Annotated in this window: 20 protein-coding genes; 8 read left to right on the forward strand and 12 right to left on the reverse strand. The window is 65.5% G+C overall.

What is annotated here, in order from left to right; genetic code table 11:
• Positions 1-123: 123 nt before the first annotated feature.
• Positions 124-465, forward strand: a complete 342-nt coding sequence (locus U0023_RS13995) for a DMT family protein (protein WP_009494734.1) — start codon at positions 124-126, stop codon at positions 463-465.
• 13 nt (positions 466-478) lie between these two features.
• Complete coding sequence (locus U0023_RS14000; protein ID WP_009494924.1) at positions 479-799, forward strand: YnfA family protein; 321 nt, start codon at positions 479-481, stop codon at positions 797-799.
• 169 nt (positions 800-968) lie between these two features.
• On the opposite strand, the gene U0023_RS14005 is transcribed toward U0023_RS14000, so the two are convergent.
• From U0023_RS14005 to U0023_RS14025, 5 genes are all read right to left on the reverse strand, one after another.
• Entirely contained in the window at positions 969-2,108 is a 1,140-nt protein-coding gene (locus U0023_RS14005) for a PQQ-dependent sugar dehydrogenase (RefSeq protein WP_009764597.1), read from the reverse strand.
• A gap of 83 nt (positions 2,109-2,191) precedes the next feature.
• A complete protein-coding gene (locus U0023_RS14010) occupies positions 2,192-2,383 on the reverse strand; it encodes a hypothetical protein (RefSeq protein WP_009764598.1) in 192 nt (63 codons plus the stop codon).
• 147 nt (positions 2,384-2,530) lie between these two features.
• Positions 2,531-2,938: a VOC family protein gene (locus U0023_RS14015; RefSeq protein WP_009764599.1), complete on the reverse strand. Its 408-nt coding sequence runs from the start codon at positions 2,936-2,938 to the stop codon at positions 2,531-2,533.
• A 54-nt stretch (positions 2,939-2,992) separates the two neighbouring features.
• The gene (locus U0023_RS14020) at positions 2,993-4,990 is read right to left on the reverse strand and encodes a PD40 domain-containing protein (protein ID WP_009764600.1); all 1,998 of its coding nucleotides are present in this window, start codon (positions 4,988-4,990) and stop codon (positions 2,993-2,995) included.
• Between the two features lie 212 nt (positions 4,991-5,202).
• Complete coding sequence (locus U0023_RS14025) at positions 5,203-6,183, reverse strand: Bug family tripartite tricarboxylate transporter substrate binding protein (protein WP_009764601.1); 981 nt, start codon at positions 6,181-6,183, stop codon at positions 5,203-5,205.
• 137 nt (positions 6,184-6,320) lie between these two features.
• On the opposite strand from U0023_RS14025, the gene U0023_RS14030 reads away from it, so the two are divergent.
• Together U0023_RS14030 and U0023_RS14035 are read left to right on the forward strand one after the other, a co-directional pair.
• Positions 6,321-7,523: a pyridoxal phosphate-dependent aminotransferase gene (locus U0023_RS14030; RefSeq protein ID WP_009764602.1), complete on the forward strand. Its 1,203-nt coding sequence runs from the start codon at positions 6,321-6,323 to the stop codon at positions 7,521-7,523.
• Positions 7,520-7,798 (forward strand): hypothetical protein, encoded by a 279-nt coding sequence (locus tag U0023_RS14035; RefSeq protein WP_210161051.1) that lies wholly within the window; start codon positions 7,520-7,522, stop codon positions 7,796-7,798. Before U0023_RS14030 ends, U0023_RS14035 begins: the two co-directional genes overlap by 4 nt.
• 266 nt (positions 7,799-8,064) lie before the next feature.
• Here the strand turns inward: U0023_RS14035 and U0023_RS14040 are convergent, their stop codons facing one another.
• Complete coding sequence (locus U0023_RS14040; RefSeq protein ID WP_322883746.1) at positions 8,065-10,062, reverse strand: hypothetical protein; 1,998 nt, start codon at positions 10,060-10,062, stop codon at positions 8,065-8,067.
• A 238-nt stretch (positions 10,063-10,300) separates the two neighbouring features.
• On the opposite strand from U0023_RS14040, the gene U0023_RS14045 reads away from it, so the two are divergent.
• The 3 genes from U0023_RS14045 (at position 10,301) to U0023_RS14055 (ending at position 15,094) form a co-directional block, all read left to right on the forward strand.
• Positions 10,301-10,774: a DUF992 domain-containing protein gene (locus tag U0023_RS14045; RefSeq protein ID WP_009764604.1), complete on the forward strand. Its 474-nt coding sequence runs from the start codon at positions 10,301-10,303 to the stop codon at positions 10,772-10,774.
• 280 nt (positions 10,775-11,054) lie between these two features.
• Positions 11,055-13,094, forward strand: a complete 2,040-nt coding sequence (locus tag U0023_RS14050) for an elongation factor G (RefSeq protein ID WP_009764605.1) — start codon at positions 11,055-11,057, stop codon at positions 13,092-13,094.
• Between the two features lie 272 nt (positions 13,095-13,366).
• Positions 13,367-15,094, forward strand: a complete 1,728-nt coding sequence (locus tag U0023_RS14055; protein ID WP_009764606.1) for a long-chain-fatty-acid--CoA ligase — start codon at positions 13,367-13,369, stop codon at positions 15,092-15,094.
• Between the two features lie 271 nt (positions 15,095-15,365).
• Here the strand turns inward: U0023_RS14055 and U0023_RS14060 are convergent, their stop codons facing one another.
• The 3 genes from U0023_RS14060 to U0023_RS14070 form a co-directional block, all read right to left on the reverse strand.
• Positions 15,366-16,256 carry a LysR family transcriptional regulator gene (locus U0023_RS14060; protein ID WP_009764607.1) on the reverse strand — a complete coding sequence of 297 codons (891 nt, stop codon included), beginning with the start codon at positions 16,254-16,256 and terminating at the stop codon, positions 15,366-15,368.
• A 115-nt stretch (positions 16,257-16,371) separates the two neighbouring features.
• A complete protein-coding gene (gene trxB / locus U0023_RS14065; RefSeq protein WP_009764608.1) occupies positions 16,372-17,334 on the reverse strand; it encodes a thioredoxin-disulfide reductase in 963 nt (320 codons plus the stop codon).
• Complete coding sequence (locus tag U0023_RS14070; protein ID WP_009764609.1) at positions 17,334-18,347, reverse strand: mitochondrial fission ELM1 family protein; 1,014 nt, start codon at positions 18,345-18,347, stop codon at positions 17,334-17,336. The genes trxB and U0023_RS14070 overlap by 1 nt, the downstream gene beginning before the upstream one ends.
• Before the next feature lie 163 nt (positions 18,348-18,510).
• Between U0023_RS14070 and U0023_RS14075 the strand changes: the two genes are divergently transcribed.
• Entirely contained in the window at positions 18,511-19,011 is a 501-nt protein-coding gene (locus tag U0023_RS14075) for an Lrp/AsnC family transcriptional regulator (RefSeq protein WP_040639350.1), read from the forward strand.
• Between the two features lie 702 nt (positions 19,012-19,713).
• On the opposite strand, the gene U0023_RS14080 is transcribed toward U0023_RS14075, so the two are convergent.
• The 3 genes from U0023_RS14080 to carB all read right to left on the reverse strand — a co-directional run bounded on the left by U0023_RS14080 (position 19,714) and on the right by carB (position 24,303).
• Positions 19,714-20,217: a hypothetical protein gene (locus U0023_RS14080; protein WP_009764611.1), complete on the reverse strand. Its 504-nt coding sequence runs from the start codon at positions 20,215-20,217 to the stop codon at positions 19,714-19,716.
• Between the two features lie 32 nt (positions 20,218-20,249).
• Positions 20,250-20,726, reverse strand: a complete 477-nt coding sequence (gene greA / locus U0023_RS14085) for a transcription elongation factor GreA (protein WP_009764612.1) — start codon at positions 20,724-20,726, stop codon at positions 20,250-20,252.
• A gap of 106 nt (positions 20,727-20,832) precedes the next feature.
• Positions 20,833-24,303, reverse strand: a complete 3,471-nt coding sequence (carB, locus tag U0023_RS14090) for a carbamoyl-phosphate synthase large subunit (RefSeq protein ID WP_009764613.1) — start codon at positions 24,301-24,303, stop codon at positions 20,833-20,835.
• Between the last annotated feature and the right edge of the window lie 70 nt (positions 24,304-24,373).

The raw sequence follows: 24,373 nt of genomic DNA on the forward strand, positions 1-24,373 counted from the left end.
CGGCGTTGCGGCCGTCGAGGAGCTTGGCTTTAAAGCGCCCGGCGCCGTTCCTGTGCTTGACAGCACCACCAGGACGATTACGGCAGAACGCCCTGTCCGATCTCAGCCCGTACCGGAACCCTCATGAGCCCCCACACGACACCCGTCCTGATGCTGGTCGCATCGAACGTCTTCATGACCTTCGCCTGGTACGGACATCTCAAGTTCAAGACATCGCCCCTCTGGATCGCCGTTATGGGCAGCTGGGCCATCGCGTTCGTCGAGTACTGGTTCGCCGTGCCGGCCAACCGGATCGGCTCTGCGGTCTATTCGGCGGCCGAACTCAAGACCATGCAGGAGGTCATCACCCTCGTGGTCTTCGCGGTCTTCTCGGTCTTCTACCTGAAGGAGCCCCTCGGCTGGAACCATCTGATCGGCTTCGGCCTCATCGCCACGGGCGCCGCCTTCATCTTCCAGGCGCGCTAATCCGGTCCCGGATATGACGTTCCTCGTCTATGCCGGCGCGGCGCTCGCCGAGATCGCCGGGTGCTTTTCCTTCTGGGCCTGGTTGCGGCTCGGCAAGTCTCCCCTGTGGCTCGTGCCCGGCATGGGGGCGCTTGCCCTCTTTGCCTATCTCCTGACCCTGGTTCCGGCCGATGCCGCTGGCCGGGCCTATGCGGCCTATGGCGGGGTCTACATCGTCGCCTCTATCCTGTGGCTCTGGATCGCCGAAGGCGCGCGGCCGGACCGCTGGGACATTGCGGGTGCGGGCATCTGCATGGCCGGCGCGGCGCTCATCCTGTTCGGGCCGCGAGGGTGAGGGGGAACACTATACTAGGGGATACTAGGGGGCAGCAGCGTGTCCTCGCACCCTCCACGTCATCACCGGCCTCGTGCCGGTGATCTCGACCGGAAATGCGTCGCGCTTCACGGCATCGGGATGGCCGGCACAAGGCCGACCATGACGTGCGGAGATGATCGTACGCCCCTCACGTCGCCGGCTTCATGCGCAGGATCCGGCCGTTGCGGGAATCCGTCAGCAGGTAGACGAGGCCGTCCGGGCCCTGGCGCACGTCGCGGATGCGCTCGCCGAGCTGCTGCAGCATGCGCTCTTCGCCGGTGACGCGGTTGCCGTCGGTTTCGAGCCGCGACACGAGCTTGCCCGACAGGGCGCCGACGAGGATGCTGCCGCGCCAGGCCGGGAACTGGTCGCCCGTGTAGAAGGCCATGCCGGAGGGCGCAATGGATGGGTCCCAGTAGAAGACAGGCTGCTCAAGGCCCTCCTTCTTCGTACCTTCGCCGATCTTCGCGCCGGAATAATCGACCCCGTAGGAGATCACCGGCCAGCCGTAATTCTTGCCCTTCTGCGGGATGTTCAGCTCGTCGCCGCCGCGGGCGCCGTGCTCCACGGTCCAGAGTTCGCCCGTGATCGGGTGGAGCGCGGCCGATTGCAGGTTGCGGTGGCCGAGGGACCAGATCTCGGGCCGGGTATCCCCCCGGTTCAGGAACGGGTTGCCGGGAGCCGCGCCCCCTTCGGGCTTGATGTGGACGATCTTGCCGATGTGGTTGGCCGGGTTCTGCGCCTGGTCGCGCAGGTCGAACCGGTCGCCGAGGGTCACGAAGAGGTTGCCGTCGCGGTCGAACACGAGGCGCGAGCCCCAATGGTTGTTGCCGGTATGCGCCGGTTCCTGGCGGAAGATGACCTGCGTCTCCTTGAGGGCGGTCCCGTCCTGGTTGAGGCGGCCGCGGGCGACGGTCGTGCCGGAGCGGCCTTCCCCGCGATCCTCCGCGAAGCTCAGGTAGACGAGGCGGTTCTGCGCGAAAATCGGGTCGAGGGCGACGTCGAGGAGGCCGCCCTGTCCGCGCGCGGCGATCTTTGGGAGGCCCCGGATCGGCTCGGAGATGGTGCCGTCGGCGTCGATGGTGCGCAGGCGGCCGGGGCGTTCCGTCACGAGCATGCGGCTGTCGGGCAGGAAGGCGAGACCCCAGGGATTCTCGAGGTTGCGGGCCAGCGTCTCGACGATCACCTCGACCTTGTCGGTGCGAAGGCGCTGGGTGTCCTGGGCCAGGGCGGAGGGGATGGCGCCGAGAGCAAGCGCGCAGGCCAGGGCAATTCGAGGGCTCAGCATGTGGGATTCTCTCCGTCGATTGTCATGCCGGAGAGCTAAACATCTGCGGCAGGCCGTCAACCGGGCCGCCGTTCACTCACGCGTTATCGCAGCGAAAGGACGTGGATGGTTTTCGTGTCCCGCGCGGACAGGCTCTGGGTGGTGGCCATGACGGAGAGAGTCGCGATACCCAACAGCATGACCAGGGCCAGAGAACAGCGGCTTTCCTGGCGCGGGTCGAGCCGGTGGGCGCGGGTGGAAACACGGGTGACGTGCCTTGGTCGGAAAGTCTTCATCGGTCCATTCCCAGCAGCTGAACAGAAGCTGCAGAAGAAAAACTTGTGCGATTCAAGAAAGTTCCCGCCTTATCCGAAAGCGCTGCTTCCGGTTTTTCAGCTAAGTGTCCGTATTAACTAATTATTAACCATTGTGGCAACGTATGCTCAAGCTTTGCGGCTCACCACGACCGACTCCGCCGAGCGCTCCGTCGGCCCGTGGTAGACGGCCTCGATATTGTGCCCGTCCGGATCGAAGGCAAAGGCGGCATAATAGCCCAGGTGATAGGACCGTTCTCCCGGCCCGCCGTTGTCGCGCCCGCCATGGGAGAGGGCGGCCGCGTGGAACGCGTGAACGGCCTCCCTGTCTGGTGCCTGGAAGGCGAGATGGACCCGGGAGACCGGCCCGTCCGCCCGGTCCACCCACAGCTCGTCGCAGGCGAAATGGGTCGGGCTCTCCGAGGTGAACTCGCGGCCGACAGCCTTGAGGACGGCCCGGTAGAAGCGGCGGCTGGCTTCGAGATCGGATACGCGCAGGTGAACGTGATCGATGAGGCGGCCCTGATGGTGAGGCATGGCTGTCCTTCCAGCGGTTCTTCCGATCCCCTGGTATCACCCGCCGCTGATTTCTTACAGGACGAACCATCCTTTGCTGAGGTCGATCGCGCCCTTGAGCTTGATCACGGCCTCCGCGGCCTTGTCGTTGTCGGTGTTGAGGTAGATGTAGGTTTCCTTCTTCGCCTTCTCGACGCGAAGCTCGCCGGCCTTGCTGAAGGCCTTGCTGCCGATGAAGACGAACTTCTGATCGCCCTTCTTCCGGGTGTTGGCATCGATGCCCGACAGGTCGATGCGGTCGCCGGCCTTGCCCGAGAAGTCGAGGATGAGGTCGGCCTTGCTCTTGGTCGCGCCGGTGTCGCGCTCGGCGAACACGAACACGTCCTTGCCGGCCCCGCCGCTGAGGCTGTCCCGCCCGAGCCCGCCCAGGAGCCGGTCGTCGCCGGCCGCGCCGTCGAGCCGGTCGGCACCGGCCGCGCCGATGAGGATGTTGCGGAAGGCGTCGCCGGCGAGGGCATCGCTGCCGGCGCCGCCCGAGAGGGTGTCGGCAAGGGCCGTGTTGCGCACCAGGGTGCCGGCGCCGAGATCGAGAATGTGGGCCACGGTCCAGGTGAGGGCGCCCTCGACCAGGGTGACCACGGCCTGCTTGCTGCCGGGGCTGGCATAGGCGTGGTTGAACGTGGCGCGCCCGGCGGTGGGGGACACGAGGCTGCTGGAGCCGTCGCCCCAGGCGATGCTGACGCGGGAGGCATTGCCGACGTTCAGCGTCGCCTCGACGAAGCGGCCCTCGGCGATGGCGGCCGCATGCGCCTTGTACAGCAGGTCGACCCGGAAGATGTCGTAACGCCCGTTGGTGTCCCCGGCGACCAGGTTGGAGCCACCACTCTCGAAGATCACATAGCGTCCATCGAGGCTGAACTGGGCATTGTAGCTACCACGATCTGCTTCCACGCCGGCCGCAGCGGTCGACAGACGGGTGATCGCACCGGTGGTCAGGTCCTTGAGGAAGATGTCGGAGGTGCCATTGGTATCACCGGCGACCAAGTTGGAGGCATCGCTTTCGAACACCACGGAACGCCCGTCCGAACTGAACCGGGCGCTGGAGCTGCTGCCGTTGACTTGCGCGCCGGTCGCATCGGTGGACAAACACGTGACCGCGTCGGTGACCAAGTCCTTGAGGAAGATGTCGGAGCTATTGTTGGTGTCACCTTCGACCAGGTTGGAAGCGCTGCTTTCGAACAGGACGTAGCGCCCGTCCGGGCTGAACCGGGCGCTGTCGCTGCTGCTATCTGCTTGCGCTCCGGCGGCACTGGTGGACAGGCGCGTGATGGCGCCGGTGACGAGGTCCTTGAGGAAGATATCGTAGCTGCTGTTGGTATCACCTTCAACCAGGTTGGAGGACGCGCTCTCGAACACCAGATAGCGCCCGTCTGGGCTGAACTGGGCATTGTAGCTGCTGGCATTCGCTTGTGCGCCTGCCGCGTTGGTCGACAGGCGGGTGATCGCGCCGGTAGTGAGGTCCTTGAGGAAAATGTCAGAGCGAAAGTTGGTGTCGCCTTCGACCAGGTTGGAGGCGGTGCTATGGAACACCAGGTAGCGCCCGTCCGGGCTGAACTGCGCGCCGTAGCTGCTGTCGTTGGCTTGCGCGCCGGCGGCATTGGTCGACAGGCGGGTGATCGCGCCGGTGGTCAGGTTCTTGAGAAAAATGTCGGAGCTATTGTTGGTGTCACCTTCGACCAGGTTGGAGGCATTGCTTGTGAACATCACGTAGTGACCATCGGGAGTGAAACAGGCGGTGAAGCTGCCACGATCTGCTTCCGCACCGCCCGCGTCGGTGGACAGGCGGATGATCGTGCCGGTGGTCAGGTCCTTGAGGAAGATATCGTAGTCGTTGTTGAAGTCGCTGGCGACCAAGTTCGAAGCAAAGCTTTCAAACGCCACGTAGCGGCCATCCGGGCTGAACTGGGCATAGTAACTGTCGCTGTTTCCTTCCACCCCACCCGCGTTAGTCGAGATCCGCGTCTGGATGTCGGCAATGGTGGGGCGGGCGACGGTTTGCACGGACAGGAGCATGGCGGACCTCTTAATGACGTGCGGCGGCCACAGCCGCGTGAAGGCGCACTGACTTAAACAGGCTCGCCTCCCCACGGGCTACTCTCCGGACGAAGGGGCTCGCAGGCGCGGGCGCCCTGCGGTTTCCTGGATTTCGTTCTCCTGTCTCCTACCGGTTCGCTTTTCACTGCCTGCCATCCCCAGCCGGGGATGGCAGGCGGTTCCGATTGAACTCACTCGGCCTTGATGCTCGCCGCCTTGATGATCTCGGCCCAGGTCTGGATCTCCTTGGCGAGATAGGGCTTGAACGCTTCCGGATCGCGCACGTTCAGGGTGAAGCCGAGCTTGGTGATGCGCTCCTTCACGTCGGGCTTGTTGAGGATCGCGATGATCGTGCCAGAGAGCTTGTCAAGCACGGGCTTCGGCGTGTTCACCGGCGCGAAGAAGGCGGCCCAGGATTCCGCGTCCGCATCGGTGATGCCCTGCTCGCGCAGGGTCGGGACGTCCGGAGCCTGCGGGTTGCGCTGCGGGCTGGCGATGCCGATGGCGCGCATCTGGCCGGCCTGGAACTGAGACAGGACGCTGGGCAGGGTCGAGTTCGACACGTCGATGCGGCCCGCCATGATCTCCGTCACCAGAGGGGCGGCGCCCCGGAATGGCACATGGGTCATCTTGGTGCCCGTTCGGGTCATGAACAGCTCGGTCGCCAGATGCGAGCCGGAGCCGACGCCGGTCGAGCCGTAGTTCAGCTTGCCCGGATCCTTCTTGGCGATCTCGATCAGCTCGGGAATGGTCTTGGCCGGAAGGTCGTTCCTGACCACGAAGACGTGCTCGAAGGCGCCCGCGCCCGCGAGCGGGGCGAAGTCCTTCACCGCGTCGTAGCCCGGCTCCTTCAGCAGGAACATGTTGTTCCCGTGCGTCTGGTTGTTGCCGAACACGATAGTGTAGCCGTCGGGCTCCGCCTTGGCGACCGCGCGGGTGCCGACGGCGCCCGAGGCGCCGGCCAGGTTCTCGACGATCACGTTCTGGCCGAGATCCTTGCCCATCTCCTCCGCGACGATGCGGGCGATCACGTCGGTCGGTCCGCCGGCCGGGTAGGGTACCACCATCTTGATGATGCGGTTCGGGAAGTCCTGGGCGGAGGCTGCGGTGGCGAAGAGGGCCGCGCCGGCGACGAGGCCGAGCGCGAGGCGGCGGGTGACGGAAGTGGTCATCGGAAAAGGCGGCTCCTCGAAAGCCCATTGGCGACGGGCTGATCTTGTGTGCTGTTTTGCTTGCTTGGGCGGCTTCGCCGCATTAGGGTCCGCCGCCGTCACGGTTCCCTTCTTAACGCCCCGATCGGAGGATTCCCATGGGCTTTTTGTCTGACGCCCTTTCCCGCATCAAGCCGTCTGCCACCATCGTCATCACGCAGAAAGCGCGGGATCTGAAAGCTCAGGGGCGGGACGTGATCAGCCTCTCCGTCGGCGAGCCGGATTTCGACACGCCGGACAACATCAAGGAAGCGGCCATCGCGGCCATCCGCCGCGGCGAGACCAAGTACACGCCGGTCTCCGGCATCGTGCCGCTTCGCGAGGCGATTTCCCGCAAGTTCAAGCGCGAGAACGGCCTCGATTACAAGCCCTCGCAGACCATCGTGTCCACGGGCGGCAAGCAGGTGATCTACAACGCGCTCCTCGCCACCCTGAACCCGGGCGACGAGGTCATCATCCCGGCGCCGTACTGGGTATCCTATCCTGAGATGGTGGGCCTGTGCGGCGGCAAGCCCGTCTTCGTCGACTGCACTATGGAGCACAACTTCAAGCTCCAGCCGGAGCCGCTCGAGCGCGCCATCACGCCCAGGACCAAGTGGATCATCCTCAACTCGCCGTCGAACCCGACCGGTGCCGCCTATACCCGCGCCGAGATGAAGGCGATCACCGACGTGCTGATGCGCCATCCGCATGTGTGGGTGCTCACCGACGACATGTACGAGCACCTGACCTACGGCGATTTCGAGTTCGTCACGCCGGCCCAGGTCGAGCCGAACCTCTACGAGCGCACGCTCACCATGAACGGCGTGTCGAAGGCCTATGCCATGACGGGCTGGCGCATCGGTTACGCGGCCGGTCCCGATCACCTCATCAAGGCCATGGATTTCGTGCAGGGCCAGCAGACCTCCGGAGCCGCCTCGATCTCGCAATGGGCCGCCGTGGAAGCCCTCGACGGGCCGCAGGATCACCTCAAGGTGTTCCGGAAGGCCTTCGAGGAGCGTCGCGACCTGGTGGTCTCGATGCTCAACCAGTCGAAATACCTGAAGTGCCCGATGCCGGAAGGCGCGTTCTACGTCTATCCGTCCTGCGCGGAGGCCATCGGCAGGACCGCGCCCTCGGGCAAGGTGCTGAAGACCGACGAGGACTTCGTGTCCGAGCTGCTCGAGGCCGAGGGCGTCGCGGCGGTGCACGGCTCGGCCTTCGGCCTCGGCCCGAACTTCCGCATCTCCTATGCCACGTCCAACGCGGCGCTGGAGGATGCCTGCAACCGCATCCAGCGCTTCTGCGGATCGCTTCGGTGATGAATGTGCCCCGGACCTTCCATCCGGATCCCGGGGCAGAGCCTTACCGGGCCAATCCCGCCTCCACGCACCGCGTGAAGTTCGATGCCCGCGTCGACTTCACCAATGGCGGCTACGTGGAGGCGAAAGACTTCCTTCTCGACATCGAGGGCGAAGACATCTCGCCCGAGCGCCTGGCCGAGATCATCGTCTCGGCCATGAACCTCCTGCGCGCCGGTCCCGTGACGATCACGGCCATGCGCATCGTCGGGCGCGGCGAGAACCTGGACGGCTAGTTGCTCCTCCTGTTCGGAAAGCCGGTTGGACGTTGACGTTCCACGTCGGCAACTCATCGGACTTGACCCGGGAATCCCGCTTCAATCCGCTCTCACCTCATCCCGGGGAGCAGACGAAGTCTGCGTCTCGAAGGCGGCCCCAATCCTCTCTTGATCCTCCTTCGCGATGCCGCTGATAGCGGCTCTTCTGGATGAGGGTGAAGGGGTGGGGATGGCCGGCACGAGGCCGGCCGTGACGGTTGAGGTGTGATCCGACGGCCTGTGTCCTACAGGACGAACCATCCTTTGCTGAGGTCGATCGCGCCCTTGAGCTTGATCACGGCCTCCGCGGCCTTGTCGTTGTCGGTGTTGAGGTAGATGTAGGTTTCCTTCTTCGCCTTCTCGACGCGAAGCTCGCCGGCCTTGCTGAAGGCCTTGCTGCCGATGAAGACGAACTTCTGATCGCCCTTCTTCCGGGTGTTGGCATCGATGCCCGACAGGTCGATGCGGTCGCCGGCCTTGCCCGAGAAGTCGAGGATGAGGTCGGCCTTGCTCTTGGTCGCGCCGGTGTCGCGCTCGGCGAACACGAACACGTCCTTGCCGGCCCCGCCGCTGAGGCTGTCCCGCCCGAGCCCGCCCAGGAGCCGGTCGTCGCCGGCCGCGCCGTCGAGCCGGTCGGCACCGGCCGCGCCGATGAGGATGTTGCGGAAGGCGTCGCCGGCGAGGGCATCGCTGCCGGCGCCGCCCGAGAGGGTGTCGGCAAGGGCCGTGTTGCGCACCAGGGTGCCGGCGCCGAGATCGAGAATGTGGGCCACGGTCCAGGTGAGGGCGCCCTCGACCAGGGTGACCACGGCCTGCTTGCTGCCGGGGCTGGCATAGGCGTGGTTGAACGTGGCGCGCCCGGCGGTGGGGGACACGAGGCTGCTGGAGCCGTCGCCCCAGGCGATGCTGACGCGGGAGGCATTGCCGACGTTCAGCGTCGCCTCGACGAAGCGGCCCTCGGCGATGGCGGCCGCATGCGCCTTGTACAGCAGGTCGACCCGGAAGATGTCGTCGCCATGATTGCCGTCGCCGGAGACCAGGTTGGAGGCGCTGCTCACGAACATAGCATAACGCCCGTCCGGGCTGAACTGGGCGCCGTAGCTGCTCCCATCTGCCTGCGCGCCAGACGCGTCGGTCGACAGGCGGGTGACGGCGCCGGTGAGCAGGTCTTTGAGGAAGATGTCGTAGCTGTTGTTGGTGTCGCCGGCGGCCAGGTTGGAAGCGCTGCTTTCGAACACCACGGAACGCCCGTCCAGGCTGAACTGGGCGCTATAGCTGCTGCCGTCCACCTGCGCGCCTGTCGCATCGGTGGACAAACGCGTGATCGCGCCGGTCGCCAGGTCCTTAAGGAAGATGTCGGAGCGGTCGTTCGTGTCGCCGGCGACTAGGTTGGAGGCATTGCTTTCGAACAGGACGTAGCGCCCGTCCGGGCTGAACTGGGCATTGTAGCTTCCCTCGTCTGCTTGCGCGCCCGTCGCCGTGGTGGACAGACGGGTGACGGCGCCGGTGACCAGATCTTTCAGAAAAATGTCGGAGCGATCGTTGGTGTCGCCGGCCACCAGGCCGGAGGCGTAACTATCGAACGCCACGTAGCGTCCATCCGGGCTGAACTGGGCGTGGTAGCTGCTGCCGTCCACCTGTGCGCCCATCGCCGTCGTGGACAGGCGCGTAACCGCGCCGGTGACCAGGTCTTTGAGGAAGATGTCAGAGTTGTCGTTGGTGTCGCCGGCGACCAGGTTCGAGGCATAGCTCGTGAACACCACATGGCGCCCGTCCGGGCTGAACTGGACGCTGTAGCTGTCGTCGTCTCCCTGCGCGCCAGCCGCATTGGTGGACAGGCGGGTGACGGCGCCGGTGACCAGGTCCTTGAGGAAGATGTCGGTACGACCATTGGTGTCGCCGGTGACAAGGTTCGAGGCATAGCTCGTGAACACCACATGGCGCCCGTCCGGGCTGAACTGGACGCTGTAGCTATCCCCGTCTGCCGGCGCGCCGGTCGCGTCGGTCGACAGACGGGTGACGGCACCGGTGGTGAGGTCCTTGAGGAAGATGTGGTAGCTCAAGTGGTTATCGCCGGCAGCCAGGTTGGAAGCAAAGCTTGCAAACACGACGTAACGCCCGTCCGGGCTGAACCGGGCGTCGAAGCTGTCGCTGTTTGCCTCCGCCCCGCCGGCGGTGGTCGAGATCCGAGACTGGATGTCCGCAATCGTAGGACGGATGACGGATTGCACGGACAGGAGCATGGCGGACCTCTGAATGACGTGCGGCCGGCCACAGCCGCGGGAAGGCGCACCGATTTAATAGTTTCGCCTCCCCGCCGGATACTCTTCGAACGGAGAGGCTCGGGGGCGGGAATACACATCATGCGCCGGAGCAAGCCCAAGGATTGCACTCCCGTATCCAGGATTGACATCCTCGCCATGGAACGGTGCCGCCCTTGCGCCGTTAAGCGCTAAGCTTGACCAAGCTTAGGAGATCCCCATGCGTCGTGCCGCTCTCCCCGTTGCCGCCCTTGCTCTTCTGGCCGCTCTCGGGGCCACCGAGGCCCAGGCCCAGAACCGGGGGCGCGTCGGCGTCCTGTCCTGCAGCGTCTCGGGCGGGATCGGGCTCATCGTCACGTCGCAGAAGACCACGCTTTGCACCTTCAATCCCCGGCGTGGGCGGCCGGAACGCTATGTGGGCGTCATCCGCCGGTTCGGGCTCGATATCGGGGCAACCCGGCGGGGCATCCTGACCTGGGCGGTGTTCTCCCGGGGCAGCGTAGCGCCGGGCTCGCTCGCCGGCAGCTATGTGGGCGGCGCGGCCGAGGCGACGGCCGGTGCCGGCGTCGGGGCGAACGTCCTAGTCGGCGGATCGAACCAAAGCATCTCGCTCCAGCCCCTGTCCGTCAGCGGCCAGACCGGCCTCAACCTCGCCCTCGGGGTCGCCGGCTTCGAACTGCGCCCCGCGCGATAGACAGCACAGTCCGAACAGGCAAACCTCTCTCGCGTCCTTGCCCTCCACGTCATCACCGGTCTCGTGCCGGTGATCCCGCTCGGACAAGCGCGGCGCTTCACACAATCGGGATGGCCGGCACGAGGCCGGCCTTGACGTCGAGGATGTCCCTCTCCGCACGCCTCACGTCCAGCTGCCCACGCACAATCCCTCTTGCCATTCCGCATCGACAGGCAGAGCATCGACGGAACGCATCCGTCAAGAGAGCGCTGACAGGTGGGGGCAGGGAGGATGACGTCCTATGGCACCCAACGGCAGACTAGGTACGGGCCCGCGATGCTTCGCAATCGTCGGCCCGTTTCAGAGTGGCAAGACCACGCTTCTCGAAGCCATCGTGGAGCGCACCGGGGCAATCTCGCGCGCAGGCCGCGTGTCCAATGGCGACAGCGTCGGCGATGCGAGCGCGGAGGCCCGCGCCCACGCCATGAGCATCGAGCCCAACGTGGCGACCGTCGAGTTCCTGGGGGAGAGCATGACCTTCGTGGACTGCCCCGGCTCGACGGAATTCCTGCACGAGATGCGCAACGTCACGCCGGTCTGCGACGCTGCGATCGTCGTCTGCGAGGCGGATGAGCGCAAGATCCCGGCCCTCGAAATCATCCTGCGCGAACTGGAGGAGGCCGATATCCCGCGCTTCCTCTTCATCAACAAGATCGACACCGCGACCCAGCGCATCCGCGAAACCCTCGCGCTGCTGCAGCAGGCCTCGCGCACGCCCCTGCTTCTGCGCCAGATCCCGCTCTGGAAGGACGGCATCGCCGTCGGGTTCATCGATCTCGCCCTGGAGCGCGCCTTCATCTATCGCGAGCATGCTCCCAGCGAGATCGTGGACCTGCCCGAGGGCGAGCTGCCCCGGGAGAAGGAGGCGCGCTTCGCCATGCTCGAGCGCCTGGCCGATTACGACGACGAGCTCATGGAAGAGTTGATCTCGGAGATCGAGCCGCCGCGCGACCAGATCTTCGACGACCTTTCGAAAGAGCTGAGGGACCGCCATGTGGTCCCCGCCCTGATCGGCTCGGCCGAACGCGGCAATGGCATCACGCGGCTTCTGAAAGCGCTCCGCCACGAGGCACCGACCCTGGCGGAAACCCGCGCCCGCTTAGGGCTTCCCGAGGAGGGCGCGCCTCTCGCCCAGGCCATGAAAACCCTGCACATGGGCCAAGGCGGGAAGCTCACCATCGCCCGGGTCCTGCGCGGCACCCTCCACGAGGGCGACACGGTGGTCGGCTCGCGCGGGGCGGAGGCGCGGATCGGCAGTCTCTCCACGCTCCTGGGCACCGCATTGAACCGCAAGGTGGACGCAGTGGCCGGCGATACGGTCGGCTTCGGGCGGCTGGAGGGGATCGCGACCGGGGACGCCTTCGCGGCTGGGAAGGCGCGGCCCGAGGCCATCGTCTCGTCCGCGCCACCCGAATCCGTCTATGTGCTGGCCCTCAAGGTGAAGGACCGCAAGGACGATGTTCGTCTGTCGAGCGCGCTGTCCAAGATTACCGAGGAGGACCCGTCCCTCGTGGTCGAGACCCGGCCCGAAATGGGTGAGATCAGGCTTCACGGTCAGGGCGAGATGCATCTGCGCGTGGCCGTGGAGAAGCTCGCCTCCCGGTTCCAGGTCGGCGTCGAGACGTCCAAGCCCCGGGTGGCCTATTGCGAGACGATCAAGCTGCCCGCCGCCGCCCGCGGACGGCACCGCAAGCAGACCGGCGGTCACGGCCAGTTCGGCGACGTGATGATCGAGATCAGGCCGCTGCCGCGCGGGGAGGGGTTCGCGTTCCAGGATCAGATCACCGGCGGCGTCGTGCCGCGCCAGTACATCCCGTCGGTCGAGACGGGGGTGCGGGATGCGCTGAAATGCGGACCGCTCGGATTCCCCGTGGTCGACCTCGCGGTGACGCTCACCGACGGATCCTACCACACGGTGGATTCCTCGGATGCGGCCTTCCAGGCGGCCGCCAAGCTCGCCCTCGCGGAGGCGCTGCCGAAGGCCAAGCCCGTGCTGCTGGAGCCGGTGCTGTCGGTCGAGGTCACGATCCCGACCGATGCCCTATCCAAGGCGACGGCCCTCGTAACCGGTCGGCGCGGGCAGATCCAGGGCTATGACGAGCGGCCGGGCTGGACCGGCTGGCAGGTCCTGAGCGCCACCATTCCGGAATCCGAGGTCGGGGATCTGATCGTGGAACTCCGCTCGGCCACGGCCGGCGTCGGGACCTTCTCGACCCGGTTCGACCACATGGCGGAACTGAGCGGCCGCCCGGCCGACATGGTGCTGCAGAAGGCGCATTGATCACCGAGAGGGCTCACACCCGTCACGGCATGGCCATCCCTGGATCGAGTCCGGGGACGGCCCTGGCGATTGTTTGAGGCATCGCGCTTCTCTACGCGAAATGACTGGCACAGGAGCGGTGACGACATCGGAGAGTGAGGACGCGGGCGCTCATCCAATCGTTCAGTTCTAAACTATTTCCATCGACAAAAGGGCTCGTCCGCGCCAAGTTATCCCCCTATGGAGACGCCATCTCCCAGGACGCCAACCTCGCCCCGAAGCGGAGGACAACAATGACCGTGTCGACCCCGGCCCCTGCCACGGCAGGCGCGACGGATCCCTATGCCGCCCGCCCCTGGCTCGTTTCCTACCCGGCGCAGGTGCCCAAGACGATCGACGAGTCCAGGATCGGCACGCTCAACGACATCTTCCGCCAAGCCGTCACCGATTATCCGAACCGGGCCGCCGTCGAGAGTTTCGGCACGCGCATGACCTACGCGGCGCTGGGTCGCGAAGCCGATGCGGTCGCCTCCTGGCTTCAGGCCCAGGGGCTGAAGAAGGGCGACCGGGTGGCGATCATGCTGCCGAACGTGATGGCTTTTCCCCCGATCCTGTTCGGGGTGCTTCTGGCCGGCGGCACGGTGGTCAACGTCAACCCGCTCTATACCCCGCGGGAGCTGACCTACCAGCTCAAGGATTCCGGGGCGCGGTTCCTGTTCGTGCTCGAGAACTTCGCCGCGACCGTCGAGGAATCCCTGCCGGACCTGACGCTCGACCGAGTGGTCCTGGTCACGCCCGGCGATCTCCTGGGCCTCAAGGGGGCCGTCGTCAACCTGGTCTCGCGCCATGTAAAGAAGGCCGTGAAGCCCTTCAACCTGCCGCAGGCCGTCGCCTTCAGGGCCGTGATCGGCCAGGGAGGCAGGCAGAAGCCCCAAGCGGTGGCCGTGTCGCCCGACGACGTCGCCTTCCTGCAATATACGGGCGGCACCACGGGCATCGCCAAGGGCGCGACCCTGCTCCATCGCAACGTGGCGGCCAACGTGCTCCAGTGCGAAGCCTGGATGCGGCCGTTCTTCGGCGATCGGGAGGACCACGTGATGGTCACGGCCCTGCCGCTCTATCACATCTTCGCCCTCACGGTCTGCGCCATGCTGATGACGCGGATCGGCGGGTGCCAGCTCCTGATCGCCAACCCGCGCGACATTCCGGGTTTCGTCAAGACCCTGCAGAAGAGCCGGATCACTCTCATGTCCGGCCTCAACACCCTCTACAACGCGCTCGCCAACGCGCCCGGAATCGAGAAAGTCGATTTCTCCCAGATGGTCTTCTCCGTCTCCGGCGGCATGGCCACTCAGGAGGCCGTGGCGAAGAAGTGGAAGGCCGTGACCGGGCAGCCTATCGTCGAGGGCTACGGCCTGTCGGAGACCTCGCCGGTGGTCTGCGCCAACAGGCTCGACATCGAGGAGTTCACCGGCACCATCGGCTATCCGCTGCCCTCGACGGATGTCTCCGTCCGCTCCAGCGACGGAACGACCCTCCCGCCCGGCGAACGGGGAGAGCTCTGCGTGAAGGGACCTCAGGTCATGGCGGGCTACTGGCAGCGGCCCGACGAGACCGCGAAGGTCATGACCGCCGACGGCTGGTTCCGGACCGGCGACGTGGCGGTGATGCTGCCCGACGGCCAGATCAAGATCGTCGACCGGATGAAGGACATGGTGCTCGTGTCGGGATTCAACGTCTATCCGAACGAAGTGGAGGACGTGATCGTCAAACATCCAGGCGTCATGGAAGCCGCTGTCATCGGCCTGCCGGACGAACATTCCGGCGAGGCGGTCGTGGCCTACGTGGTCCGCAGGAACCAGGCTCTCACGGTCGAGGAGCTGCGCGAATTCTGCCGGGAGAACCTCACCGGCTACAAGGTGCCGCGACGGATCGAATTCCGGGACACCCTGCCGAAGACCAATGTGGGCAAGGTCCTGCGTCGTGCCCTGAAGGAAGAAGTCGGGCAGGGCCGATCCTGATCGCGCCGCGAGGGCAAAAAAAAGCCGGGCGCGAAGCCCGGCTAAAGTAGAGGTCCGACAAAAGTCAAAACCTTCCAGAGGGAACGGCCGACACGGCAGCGCCGGGAGGAAGAAAAGCGGTGCCGCGTTGAAATCAGCCACGGGTGATATCGGCCGCTGAGCGCCTATTTGCAATGCAGCATGCCTCATAAAAGGGCTGCACAAAGCGCATGGCTCGCGTCATCTGACCGACAAAATTGGAAGAGCTATCGAGCTTGGCGGGGGATTCGCGTCAGAAAGTCCAGCGCTGGGCCTTGGAAATGAGGAAGTCGCGGAAGGCCTGAACGCGGGCGACGGAGCGCATTTCCTCAGCATAAACCAGATAGCTGTCGAGGGATGGCATCTCCACGTCCCGCAGGATCTGAATCAGGTCCGGGTTGCCGACCACCGCATAATCCGGCAGCACGGCGATGCCTGCCCCCGTCTCGACGGCGAGCTTCAGGGCCGTGATGTTGTTCACGACATAGTGATACTGCCGCGGTTCGCGCCCCTCGCGCCCGGCCGTCGAAAGCCAGTGCACGGCCATGAGGTAGGACGGCTGGTCGCCGCCGAAGGAGACGATCCGGTGCTCGTCCAGATCCTCCAGGGTCTTGGGCTCGCCGAAGCGCTTCAGGTAATCCGCCGAGGCATAGACGTGGAAATGCACCGTGAAGAGACGGCGCTGGATCAGGTCGGGCTGGGCCGGGCGACGCAGGCGGATGGCCACATCGGCCTCGCGCATGGCAAGGTCCAGTTCCTCGTTGGACAGGATCAGCTCGACGCGGACGTCCGGGTAGAGGTCGAGGAACTCGGCGATGCGCTGGGCGAGCCAGATGGAGCCCAGGCCGACCGTCGTCGTCACCTTCAGCTCGCCCGAAGGCCGCTCGCTGGTCTCGACGAGCCGCGCCTTGGTTGTTTCCAGCCGCATGCGCATGTCGCGGGCGGCCCTGAACAGCAGGTCGCCCTGCTCGGTCAGGATCAGGCCGCGGGCATGGCGGTGGAAGAGGGGAGCCCGCAATTCGCGCTCGAGGGCGCTGATCTGGCGGCTGACGGCAGATTGGCTCAAACCCAGATCGTCTCCGGCCCGGGTGAAGCTGCCCGCTTCAGCGACCGTATAGAAAATCCGGATTTTATCCCAGTCCACGGCATTCCCCTCATGCCTCGCATGCTCGTGACGCAAGGCAACTCTTATCTCTTATGAGCCGAGGGTCCGATGCAACAGGAAATCGGCCTGAGGACTAACCAGTTGTTAATAAACCCTATTCGGCGGCTTCCTGGGTGGCCTCCAGGGCGGCCAGGTAACGCTCCGCGTCCAGGGCTGCCATGCAGCCCATGCCTGCCGAGGTGACGGCCTGACGGTAGATGTCGTCGGTCACGTCGCCAGCCGCGAAGACGCCGGGAATGTTGGTGTCCGTCGAGCCGGGCTTCGTCAGCAGATAGCCGCCGGGCTTCATGTCGAGCTGGCCCGTGAAGAGCTCCGTCGCCGGCTTGTGCCCGATTGCGATGAAGACGCCGTCGGTCTTGTAGTCGGACGCCTCGCCCGAAACGAGGTTCTTCAGCCGCACATGGGTGACGGAGGAGGGGTTCTCCGAGCCGCAGATCTCCTCGACGGCCGAGTTCCAGATCACCTCCACCTTGGGATGCTTGAACAGGCGATCCTGCAGGATGCGCTCGGCGCGCAGGGAATCCCGACGGTGAACCAGGGTGACCTTCGAGGCGAGATTGGCGAGGTAAAGCGCCTCCTCGACGGCCGTGTTGCCGCCGCCGACCACCACGACCTCCTTGCCGCGGTAGAAGAAGCCGTCGCAGGTCGCGCAGGCCGAGACGCCGAAGCCCTGGAACTGGCCCTCGGACGGCAGGCCCAGCCACTTGGCCTGGGCGCCGGTCGCGACGATCAGCGCGTCGCAGGTATAGGTTTCGCCGGAATCGCCCTCCAGACGGAAGGGGCGCTGCTTCAGGTCCACCTTGGTGATGTGGTCCGAGATCATGCGGGTGCCCACATGCTCGGCCTGCATGCGCATCTGCTCCATGAGCCAGGGGCCCTGGATCACGTCGGCGAAGCCCGGGTAATTCTCCACGTCCGTGGTGATCATGAGCTGCCCGCCCGGCTGGAAGCCGGAGATCATCACGGGTTCGAGAAGCGCGCGCGCCGCGTAGATCGCCGCCGTATAGCCCGCCGGCCCCGAGCCGATGATGATGAGCTTGGCGTGAGAATGGGCCATCAGGGGGTCTCCAGTGATAGGGCGATGTCCGGCAGGCCGAGAGCGCGGCGGTGGCGCCTGAAGCCCTCGGCAATGGCCTTCGCGACCTTGGGTGTTGAATTTAGGGGTTCATAGGGCTGTCCTTCAAGACGACCCTCGAACGGATGCACAACTCCATGGGCTTTAAGGGCCTGCATGTAAATATCGAGTTTAGGATGTCCCCCGGAGGGCTCGAAGACCAGGATCGGCCGCCCCGTCACAGCCGCCTCGCCGATCATGTTGAAGGAATCCGCCGTCGCGACGATGAAATCGGCCTGAGCGAGGAGATCCACATAGGGGTTCGCGCCGGCGCCGTCCCAGAAGAACCCGCCATGCCGCGCGGTCAGGCCCGCCAGGGCCTCCCGCAGGGGCGGCGGGGTGCGGCGGGACGCAGTCACCATCAGGCCAGCTCCAGTCTCGGCCAGGGCCGTCAGGTGCCGGATGAAACTGGCGATATCGTCGTCCGTGAAGCGATGATGACGAGAGTTGCCCCCGGCCAGGACTGCGACGCGCGGGCGGGCGAGGGAGGCAAGGCGTGGATCGGGACCGACGCGGGCCGCTTCGAGCTTGCCGGCGGCGACCCGGTGGGGCGGGGTCAGGGTGTTGAGGACGTTGGGCCCCCGCAGGCGGTCGTATTCCGGCGACCAGATGAGATCGGCCGTCTCCGGGCCCGTGCGGGGATCCTTGAGGAACACCGTGTAGGCCCGCCCGCCCGAGGCCTTCCTGACGAAGCGCAGATAGGCCACGGCTCGGCGGCCCGAGGCGACGAGAAGGTCGGGGTAGGGCGGCGCAAGAGGGCTGCCGGGAACCCCGGGCCGCTCGCGAGGATCGATGGGTCCCCAGGGCATGAGCCAGCTGAAAGGCGGCCGCGGCTTGACCCGTCGGATCTCGGGGAGGAGGCCGAGAGCCTCCGTGACGCTCAGGGCCTGCAGCTCGTCTCCGGCCTTGCCATCGGTCAGCACCCAGGTGATAAGGCCGCTATCCTTGCGCAACATTCGATCAATGAGCCTGTGGAGTTCATGAAGTTCGTTGCGACTTAATCGCCTGTCCTTCTTGTGTAGACCCTCTACACGGTCTACTCAGCCAAGACGAGATTTTTTGACCTGATGCCGTATGGTCAGACAAGGGTGGCCCGCCGGTCGCCGTGCCTGACCGTGCATGAGCGGAGTTACCGTGCGCGGACGCCTCGATTCCATCGACTGGGCCATTCTGAAGGAACTGCAAGCCGACGGCAGCATCACGAACGTGGAGCTCGCCCGCCGGGTCGGCCTGTCGGCGCCGCCCTGCCTGCGCCGGGTGCGGGCGCTGGAAAGCGCCGGGATCATCAAGGCCTATCGGGCGATCCTCGACCCGAAGAATCTCGGCTTCGAGATCGTCTGCTTCGCCATGGTGCAGCTCGACGTCCAGGGCAAGAAGGAGCTGCAGGAATTCGAGCAGCGGGTGAAGGATTGGTCCATGGTCCGCGAGTGCTGGACCCTCTCGGGCGACATCGACTTCATCCTGAAATGCGTGGCGCCGAACCTCGCATCGTTCCAGAGCCTTGTGTCCGAGCTCACATCCCTGCCGAACGTCCGCAACGTCCGCACGGCCCTGACCCTCGACCTGATCAAGGACGAGCCGCTGGTGCCGATCGAGGATGTGGCCGAAGTTGAGGGCTGAGCCCTTCGGCTCCCGAGGATCGGGTTCGTCAATCGGCAAAACCTGAGTCCGTAGGAAGGTGCGAGCGGCGTGGCTCCTCGTTCTGCCGTGTCGGCGATCCTGGATGCCCGGAACTGATCCCGGATCGAGCCCACGGCGACTGTGACAGGCCGGATGCCTGCTGATGCTTTCCTGTCAAAGAGCAGCACCTTGGGGCCCGCAGCTTGCGCTGCGAGCCGCAGGTCAGTCGAGGGAGGGCGCGAGAAGGCGTCCGGCTCGGTGTAAGCTAAAGGAAGAACCCGACGGCTCCTCGCGCACGGTTCTTTTAGGCGTTTCGACTTGGACCAGCACAGGGCTGCCAAGGGCCTCCTGCCGCCGGCTGCGTGACCGGCGGACAGGACCGTGCCGGATCCCACACCGTGCGACGCCTCGCGAAGCGCGCCCCTCGTCGGATCAGGCTGTGCAACGATATAGCCAAGGTTCACCGCCCTGTCAAGAACAAAGTGAGAACATAACATCACGCTTCCCACACCCGCCGCGTCATCACCTCCCCGGACTTGATCCGGGGACCCGTGTCGGTGATCCCGATGCCTTGGAGCGCCGCGCTTCAGCCAAGCGGGACGGCCGGGACAAGCCCGGCCATGACGTGGTGGCCATGACATGAGGCTGCTCATCCCCTCCGCGTCGGAGAAAGAGGGTAGGGGGATTTGGTGTCGGCAGAGGTTAGATTTCGCGCCTTAGCCAGCGCACGTAATGCTGGGCGATCATGACGGCGCGGCCCTGCTCGTTCGGCGTGAGCGTGCTGGTATTCACGTCGCGCACGGCCAGCATCGGATGGGCAGCCAGGACTTCGCCCCTGCGGCCTACGGCCAGGGCTTGGCCTTCCAGAGCATCGTGCCCGCTGTTTCCCTCGCCCCTGCTCCGGTATCCGACGCCGCCGTCGGGAAACGCCGTCATCGTGACGCTTGTCAGCACCAGCACCAGACGGGGACCGCGTGGATCGACCCGGTCGGCAAAGGAGCGTCGCAGCTCATCGAGCGCGGCCGCACCGACGAGATCCGCGAAAGGGCCGAGGCCCTTGTCTTTCAACGCGCTCACATCGACCGAGAAGGACGAGAAGGCCTGCGGGAAGCCTTGGGCCTGGGCGGGCGCGACAAAGCCTGCGCCGGCGAGGCCGGCACAGGCGAAAGCTTTAAGAATGGTTCGCCGGGAGAGGGGGGACATCATGGAATTTCTCATTGCTCCTGCCCCTTTCCTTATCAGGCGCCGAATTGGACGCCGACGACCTCGTAGGACTTGCCGCCACCGGGTGTCGAGACCTCCACCGTATCGCCGATGGTCTTGCCCATCAGGGCGCGGGCGATGGGGGAGGCCACCGAGACGCGGCCCGAGCGCACGTCCGCCTCGGGCTCGCCGACGATCTGGTAGGTCTTCTCTTCCTCGGTGTCCTCGTCCACGAGCTTCACCGTGGCGCCGAACTTGATCCGGTCGCCGGAAAGCTTCGCGATATCGATCACCTCGGCGCGTGAAATCAGGCTTTCAAGCTCAAGGATCCGGCCTTCGTTGAGGGATTGGGCTTCCTTGGCGGCATGGTATTCGGCATTTTCCGACAGGTCGCCAAGCGCGCGGGCTTCCGCGATCGCCTGGATGATCCGGGGGCGTTCAACCTGCTGCCGGTGCTTGAGTTCATCCTCGAGCGCCGCAAAACCCTTGATCGTCAGAGGGACCTTGTCCATCGTTTGTCTCGTCCAAAAAGAGGTACGAGGCCGCTGTCGCCAGCGCCCTCGCATGTCAACGAAAACTTACCAGAAGCTTCGCAGTTCCAATGTGAGGCCGGATGCCTCAGGCAAAGTATTCCTGAAGCGCCCGGACTTCGAGATCGCCGCTGAGGTATGCCTTGATGCCCTCGGCCGCGGCGATCGCTCCTGCAAGAGTGGTGTAGTAAGGTATCTTATGCAAGAGGGCAGCTTGTCGTAAAGACCGGGAATCCGAGAGAGCGCCTGCTCCTTCGGTGGTATTGAAGACAAGCTGAATATCGCCGTTCTTGATGGCGTCAACCACGTGCGGGCGACCTTCCAGAACCTTGTTGATCTTCGTCGCCTTGACGCCGTTTTCCTCAAGAAACTTCTGGGTTCCGGCGGTCGCCATGACCCGGAAGCCGATTTCCTCGAGCATCCGGACCGTAGGCAGGATGCGGGCCTTGTCCGAGTCGCGGACCGACACGAACAGGGTCCCGGTCTTGGGAACCTGGCTCCCGGCGCCGAGCTGGCTCTTGGCGAAGGCCACGCCGAAGCCGCGGTCGAGGCCGATCACCTCGCCCGTGGAGCGCATCTCGGGCCCGAGCAGCACGTCCACGCCGGGGAAGCGGGCGAAGGGGAAGACCGCTTCCTTGACGCCGATATGCGGCAGTTCCTTCGGGGTCAGCGCGAACTTGGCCAGGGGCTCGCCGGCCATCACGCGGGCCGCGATCTTGGCGATGGGCTCGCCGATGACCTTGGCCACGAACGGCACCGTGCGCGAGGCGCGGGGATTGACCTCCAGCACGTAGATCACCCCGTCCTTGATGGCGTATTGCACGTTCATCAGGCCGCCCACGTCGAGCCCCAGGGCCAGGGCCTTCGTCTGGCGCTCCAGCTCGGCGATGATCTCGGGCGAGAGCGAGCGGGGCGGCAGCGAGCAGGCCGAATCGCCGGAATGGATGCCCGCTTCCTCGATGTGCTCCATGATGCCGGCGATGAACACGTCCTTGCCGTCCGCGAGGCAGTCCACGTCCACCTCGATCGCATCCGAGAGATAGCGGTCGAAGAGCAGCGGGTTCTTGCCCAGGACCGTGTTGATCTGGCCCGTCTTGTCGTTGGGGTAGCGCGCCTTGATGTCGGAGGGGATCAGGCTCGGCAGGGTGCCGAGCAGGTAGTCCTCGAACTGGGTCTCGTCGCGGATGATCGCCATCGCCCGGCCGCCGAGCACGTAGCTCGGGCGCACCACGAAGGGCAGGCCGAGATCGGCGGCGATCAGGCGGGCCTGCTCCACCGAATAGGCGATGCCGTTCTTCGGCTGCTTCAGGTGCAGCTTGTCGAGCAGGCGCTTGAACCGGTCCCGGTCCTCGGCGAGGTCGATGGCGTCCGGCGAGGTGCCGAGAATGCGCACATCGGCCTCTTCCAGGGCGCGGGCGAGCTTGAGCGGGGTCTGGCCGCCGAACTGGACGATTACGCCGTGGAGGTTGCCCTTCGACCGCTCGGTCTCGATGATCTCCAGCACGTCTTCCTGCGTCAGCGGCTCGAAATAGAGCCGGTCGGAGGTGTCGTAATCGGTCGAGACCGTCTCCGGGTTGCAGTTGATCATGATGGTTTCATAGCCCGCGTCCTTGAGCGCGAAGCAGGCATGACAGCAGCAGTAATCGAACTCGATGCCCTGGCCGATCCGGTTCGGGCCGCCGCCGAGGATGATGACCTTGTTGGCGTCCGAAGGCGCTGCCTCGTCGGCCGGCTGGCCGGCGAAGGGAGCGGCGTAGCTCGAATACATGTAGGCGGTGGGCGAGGCGAACTCCGCCGCGCAGGTGTCGATGCGCTTGAAGACCGGCCGCACGGAGAGGGCCCGGCGCGCCTCGCGCACCTCGGCCTCCGTCTTGCGGGTGAGGACGGCGAGACGGGCATCCGAGAAGCCCATGGCCTTCAGATGCCGGAAAGCGCCCGGCGTCTGCGGCAGGCCGTGGGCCTTCACCTTGGCCTCCAGGTCGACGATGTCCTGGAGCTGCTCGAGGAACCAGCGGTCGATCTTGCAGGATTCGTAGACCTCGTCATGGCTGATGCCGAGGCGAAGGGCCTGCGCGACCTTGAGGATCCGGTCGGGGGTGGGCGTGCCCAGGGCCGCCTTGATGGCGTTCTTGTCGTCGCCCTTGCCCATGCCCTCGATCTCGATCTCGTCGAGGCCGGTCAGGCCGGTCTCCAGCGAACGCAGGGCCTTCTGAAGGGATTCCGGGAAGGAGCGGCCGATGGCCATGGCCTCGCCCACGGACTTCATGGCCGTGGTCAGCGTCGGCTCGGCGCCGGGGAACTTCTCGAAGGCGAAGCGCGGGATCTTCGTGACCACGTAGTCGATGGTCGGCTCGAAGGAGGCGGGCGTCGCGCCGCCGGTGATGTCGTTGGCGATCTCGTCGAGGGTGTAGCCGACGGCGAGCTTCGCCGCCACCTTGGCGATGGGGAAGCCCGTGGCCTTCGAGGCGAGCGCCGAGGAGCGCGACACGCGCGGGTTCATCTCGATCACGATCATGCGCCCGCTCGAAGGGTCGATCGCGAACTGCACGTTCGAACCGCCGGTCTCGACGCCGATCTCGCGCAGCACCGCCAGGGAGGCGTCGCGCATGATCTGGTATTCCTTGTCGGTGAGCGTCAGGGCCGGGGCGACGGTGATGGAATCGCCCGTGTGCACGCCCATCGGGTCGAAGTTCTCGATGGAGCAGATGATGATGCAGTTGTCCGCCTTGTCGCGGACGACCTCCATCTCGTACTCCTTCCAGCCGAGCACGCTTTCCTCGATCAGGACCTCGTTGGTCGGGGAGGCGTCGAGGCCCCGCTCCACGATGTCGAGGAACTCCTCGCGGTTGTAGGCGATGCCGCCGCCGGTGCCGCCCATGGTGAAGGACGGGCGCAGGATGGCCGGCAGGCCGACTTCGGAGAGCGCGATCAGGGCCTCGCCCATGGCGTGCTCCTGGTAGCGCTTGCGGCGGTCGTTCTCGCCGGCGTCCCACTTGAGCTTGTAGGCGGCTATCATCCGCTTCTTGTCGCCCGGATGCATGTCCATGGCTTCCATGCGGGCGAGCTCGGCGAGATACGCGTCCCGGTCGGCTTTCTTGAGGGCCGAGGCGTTGGCGAGGCGGGATTTCGGCGTATCGAGGCCGATCTTGGTCATGGCCTCGCGGAAGAGCTGGCGGTCCTCGGCCTTGTCGATGGCTTCCGCCGTCGCGCCGATCATCTCCACGTTGAACTTGTCGAGCACACCCATCTTCTTGAGCGACAGGGCGCAGTTCAGCGCCGTCTGGCCGCCCATGGTGGGCAGGATCGCGTCCGGGCGCTCCTTCTCGATGATCTTGGCGACGATCTCGGGGGTGATCGGCTCCACATAGGTGGCATCCGCGAGATCGGGATCGGTCATGATCGTCGCGGGGTTCGAATTCACCAGGACGATGCGGTAGCCTTCCTCCTTCAGAGCCTTCACGGCCTGGGTTCCCGAATAGTCGAACTCGCAGGCCTGACCGATGATGATCGGACCGGCGCCGATGATGAGAATGGAGGAGATGTCTGTCCGCTTTGGCATTGGGCCACCCAGGCGTGTCCAGCCGCGCGGCCGTAGAGCTACGGCGCTTCAAGCGCAGCCGGGATGTGAT

The sequence above is a fragment of the Microvirga lotononidis genome (assembly GCF_034627025.1).
Classification (GTDB): Bacteria; Pseudomonadota; Alphaproteobacteria; order Rhizobiales; family Beijerinckiaceae; genus Microvirga; species Microvirga lotononidis.

Excerpts from the sequence above, each read along its gene's own strand:
- U0023_RS13995 (WP_009494734.1), top strand. The coding sequence starts at position 124 with ATGAGCCCCCACACGACACCCGTCCTGATGCTGGTCGCATCGAACGTC.
- U0023_RS14000 (WP_009494924.1), top strand. The coding sequence starts at position 479 with ATGACGTTCCTCGTCTATGCCGGCGCGGCGCTCGCCGAGATCGCCGGG.
- U0023_RS14005 (WP_009764597.1), bottom strand. The coding sequence starts at position 2,108 with ATGCTGAGCCCTCGAATTGCCCTGGCCTGCGCGCTTGCTCTCGGCGCC.
- U0023_RS14010 (WP_009764598.1), bottom strand. The coding sequence starts at position 2,383 with ATGAAGACTTTCCGACCAAGGCACGTCACCCGTGTTTCCACCCGCGCC.
- U0023_RS14015 (WP_009764599.1), bottom strand. The coding sequence starts at position 2,938 with ATGCCTCACCATCAGGGCCGCCTCATCGATCACGTTCACCTGCGCGTA.
- U0023_RS14020 (WP_009764600.1), bottom strand. The coding sequence starts at position 4,990 with ATGCTCCTGTCCGTGCAAACCGTCGCCCGCCCCACCATTGCCGACATC.
- U0023_RS14025 (WP_009764601.1), bottom strand. The coding sequence starts at position 6,183 with ATGACCACTTCCGTCACCCGCCGCCTCGCGCTCGGCCTCGTCGCCGGC.
- U0023_RS14030 (WP_009764602.1), top strand. The coding sequence starts at position 6,321 with ATGGGCTTTTTGTCTGACGCCCTTTCCCGCATCAAGCCGTCTGCCACC.
- U0023_RS14040 (WP_322883746.1), bottom strand. The coding sequence starts at position 10,062 with ATGCTCCTGTCCGTGCAATCCGTCATCCGTCCTACGATTGCGGACATC.
- U0023_RS14045 (WP_009764604.1), top strand. The coding sequence starts at position 10,301 with ATGCGTCGTGCCGCTCTCCCCGTTGCCGCCCTTGCTCTTCTGGCCGCT.
- U0023_RS14050 (WP_009764605.1), top strand. The coding sequence starts at position 11,055 with ATGGCACCCAACGGCAGACTAGGTACGGGCCCGCGATGCTTCGCAATC.
- U0023_RS14055 (WP_009764606.1), top strand. The coding sequence starts at position 13,367 with ATGACCGTGTCGACCCCGGCCCCTGCCACGGCAGGCGCGACGGATCCC.
- trxB (WP_009764608.1), bottom strand. The coding sequence starts at position 17,334 with ATGGCCCATTCTCACGCCAAGCTCATCATCATCGGCTCGGGGCCGGCG.
- U0023_RS14070 (WP_009764609.1), bottom strand. The coding sequence starts at position 18,347 with ATGTTGCGCAAGGATAGCGGCCTTATCACCTGGGTGCTGACCGATGGC.
- U0023_RS14075 (WP_040639350.1), top strand. The coding sequence starts at position 18,511 with ATGAGCGGAGTTACCGTGCGCGGACGCCTCGATTCCATCGACTGGGCC.
- U0023_RS14080 (WP_009764611.1), bottom strand. The coding sequence starts at position 20,217 with ATGATGTCCCCCCTCTCCCGGCGAACCATTCTTAAAGCTTTCGCCTGT.
- greA (WP_009764612.1), bottom strand. The coding sequence starts at position 20,726 with ATGGACAAGGTCCCTCTGACGATCAAGGGTTTTGCGGCGCTCGAGGAT.
- carB (WP_009764613.1), bottom strand. The coding sequence starts at position 24,303 with ATGCCAAAGCGGACAGACATCTCCTCCATTCTCATCATCGGCGCCGGT.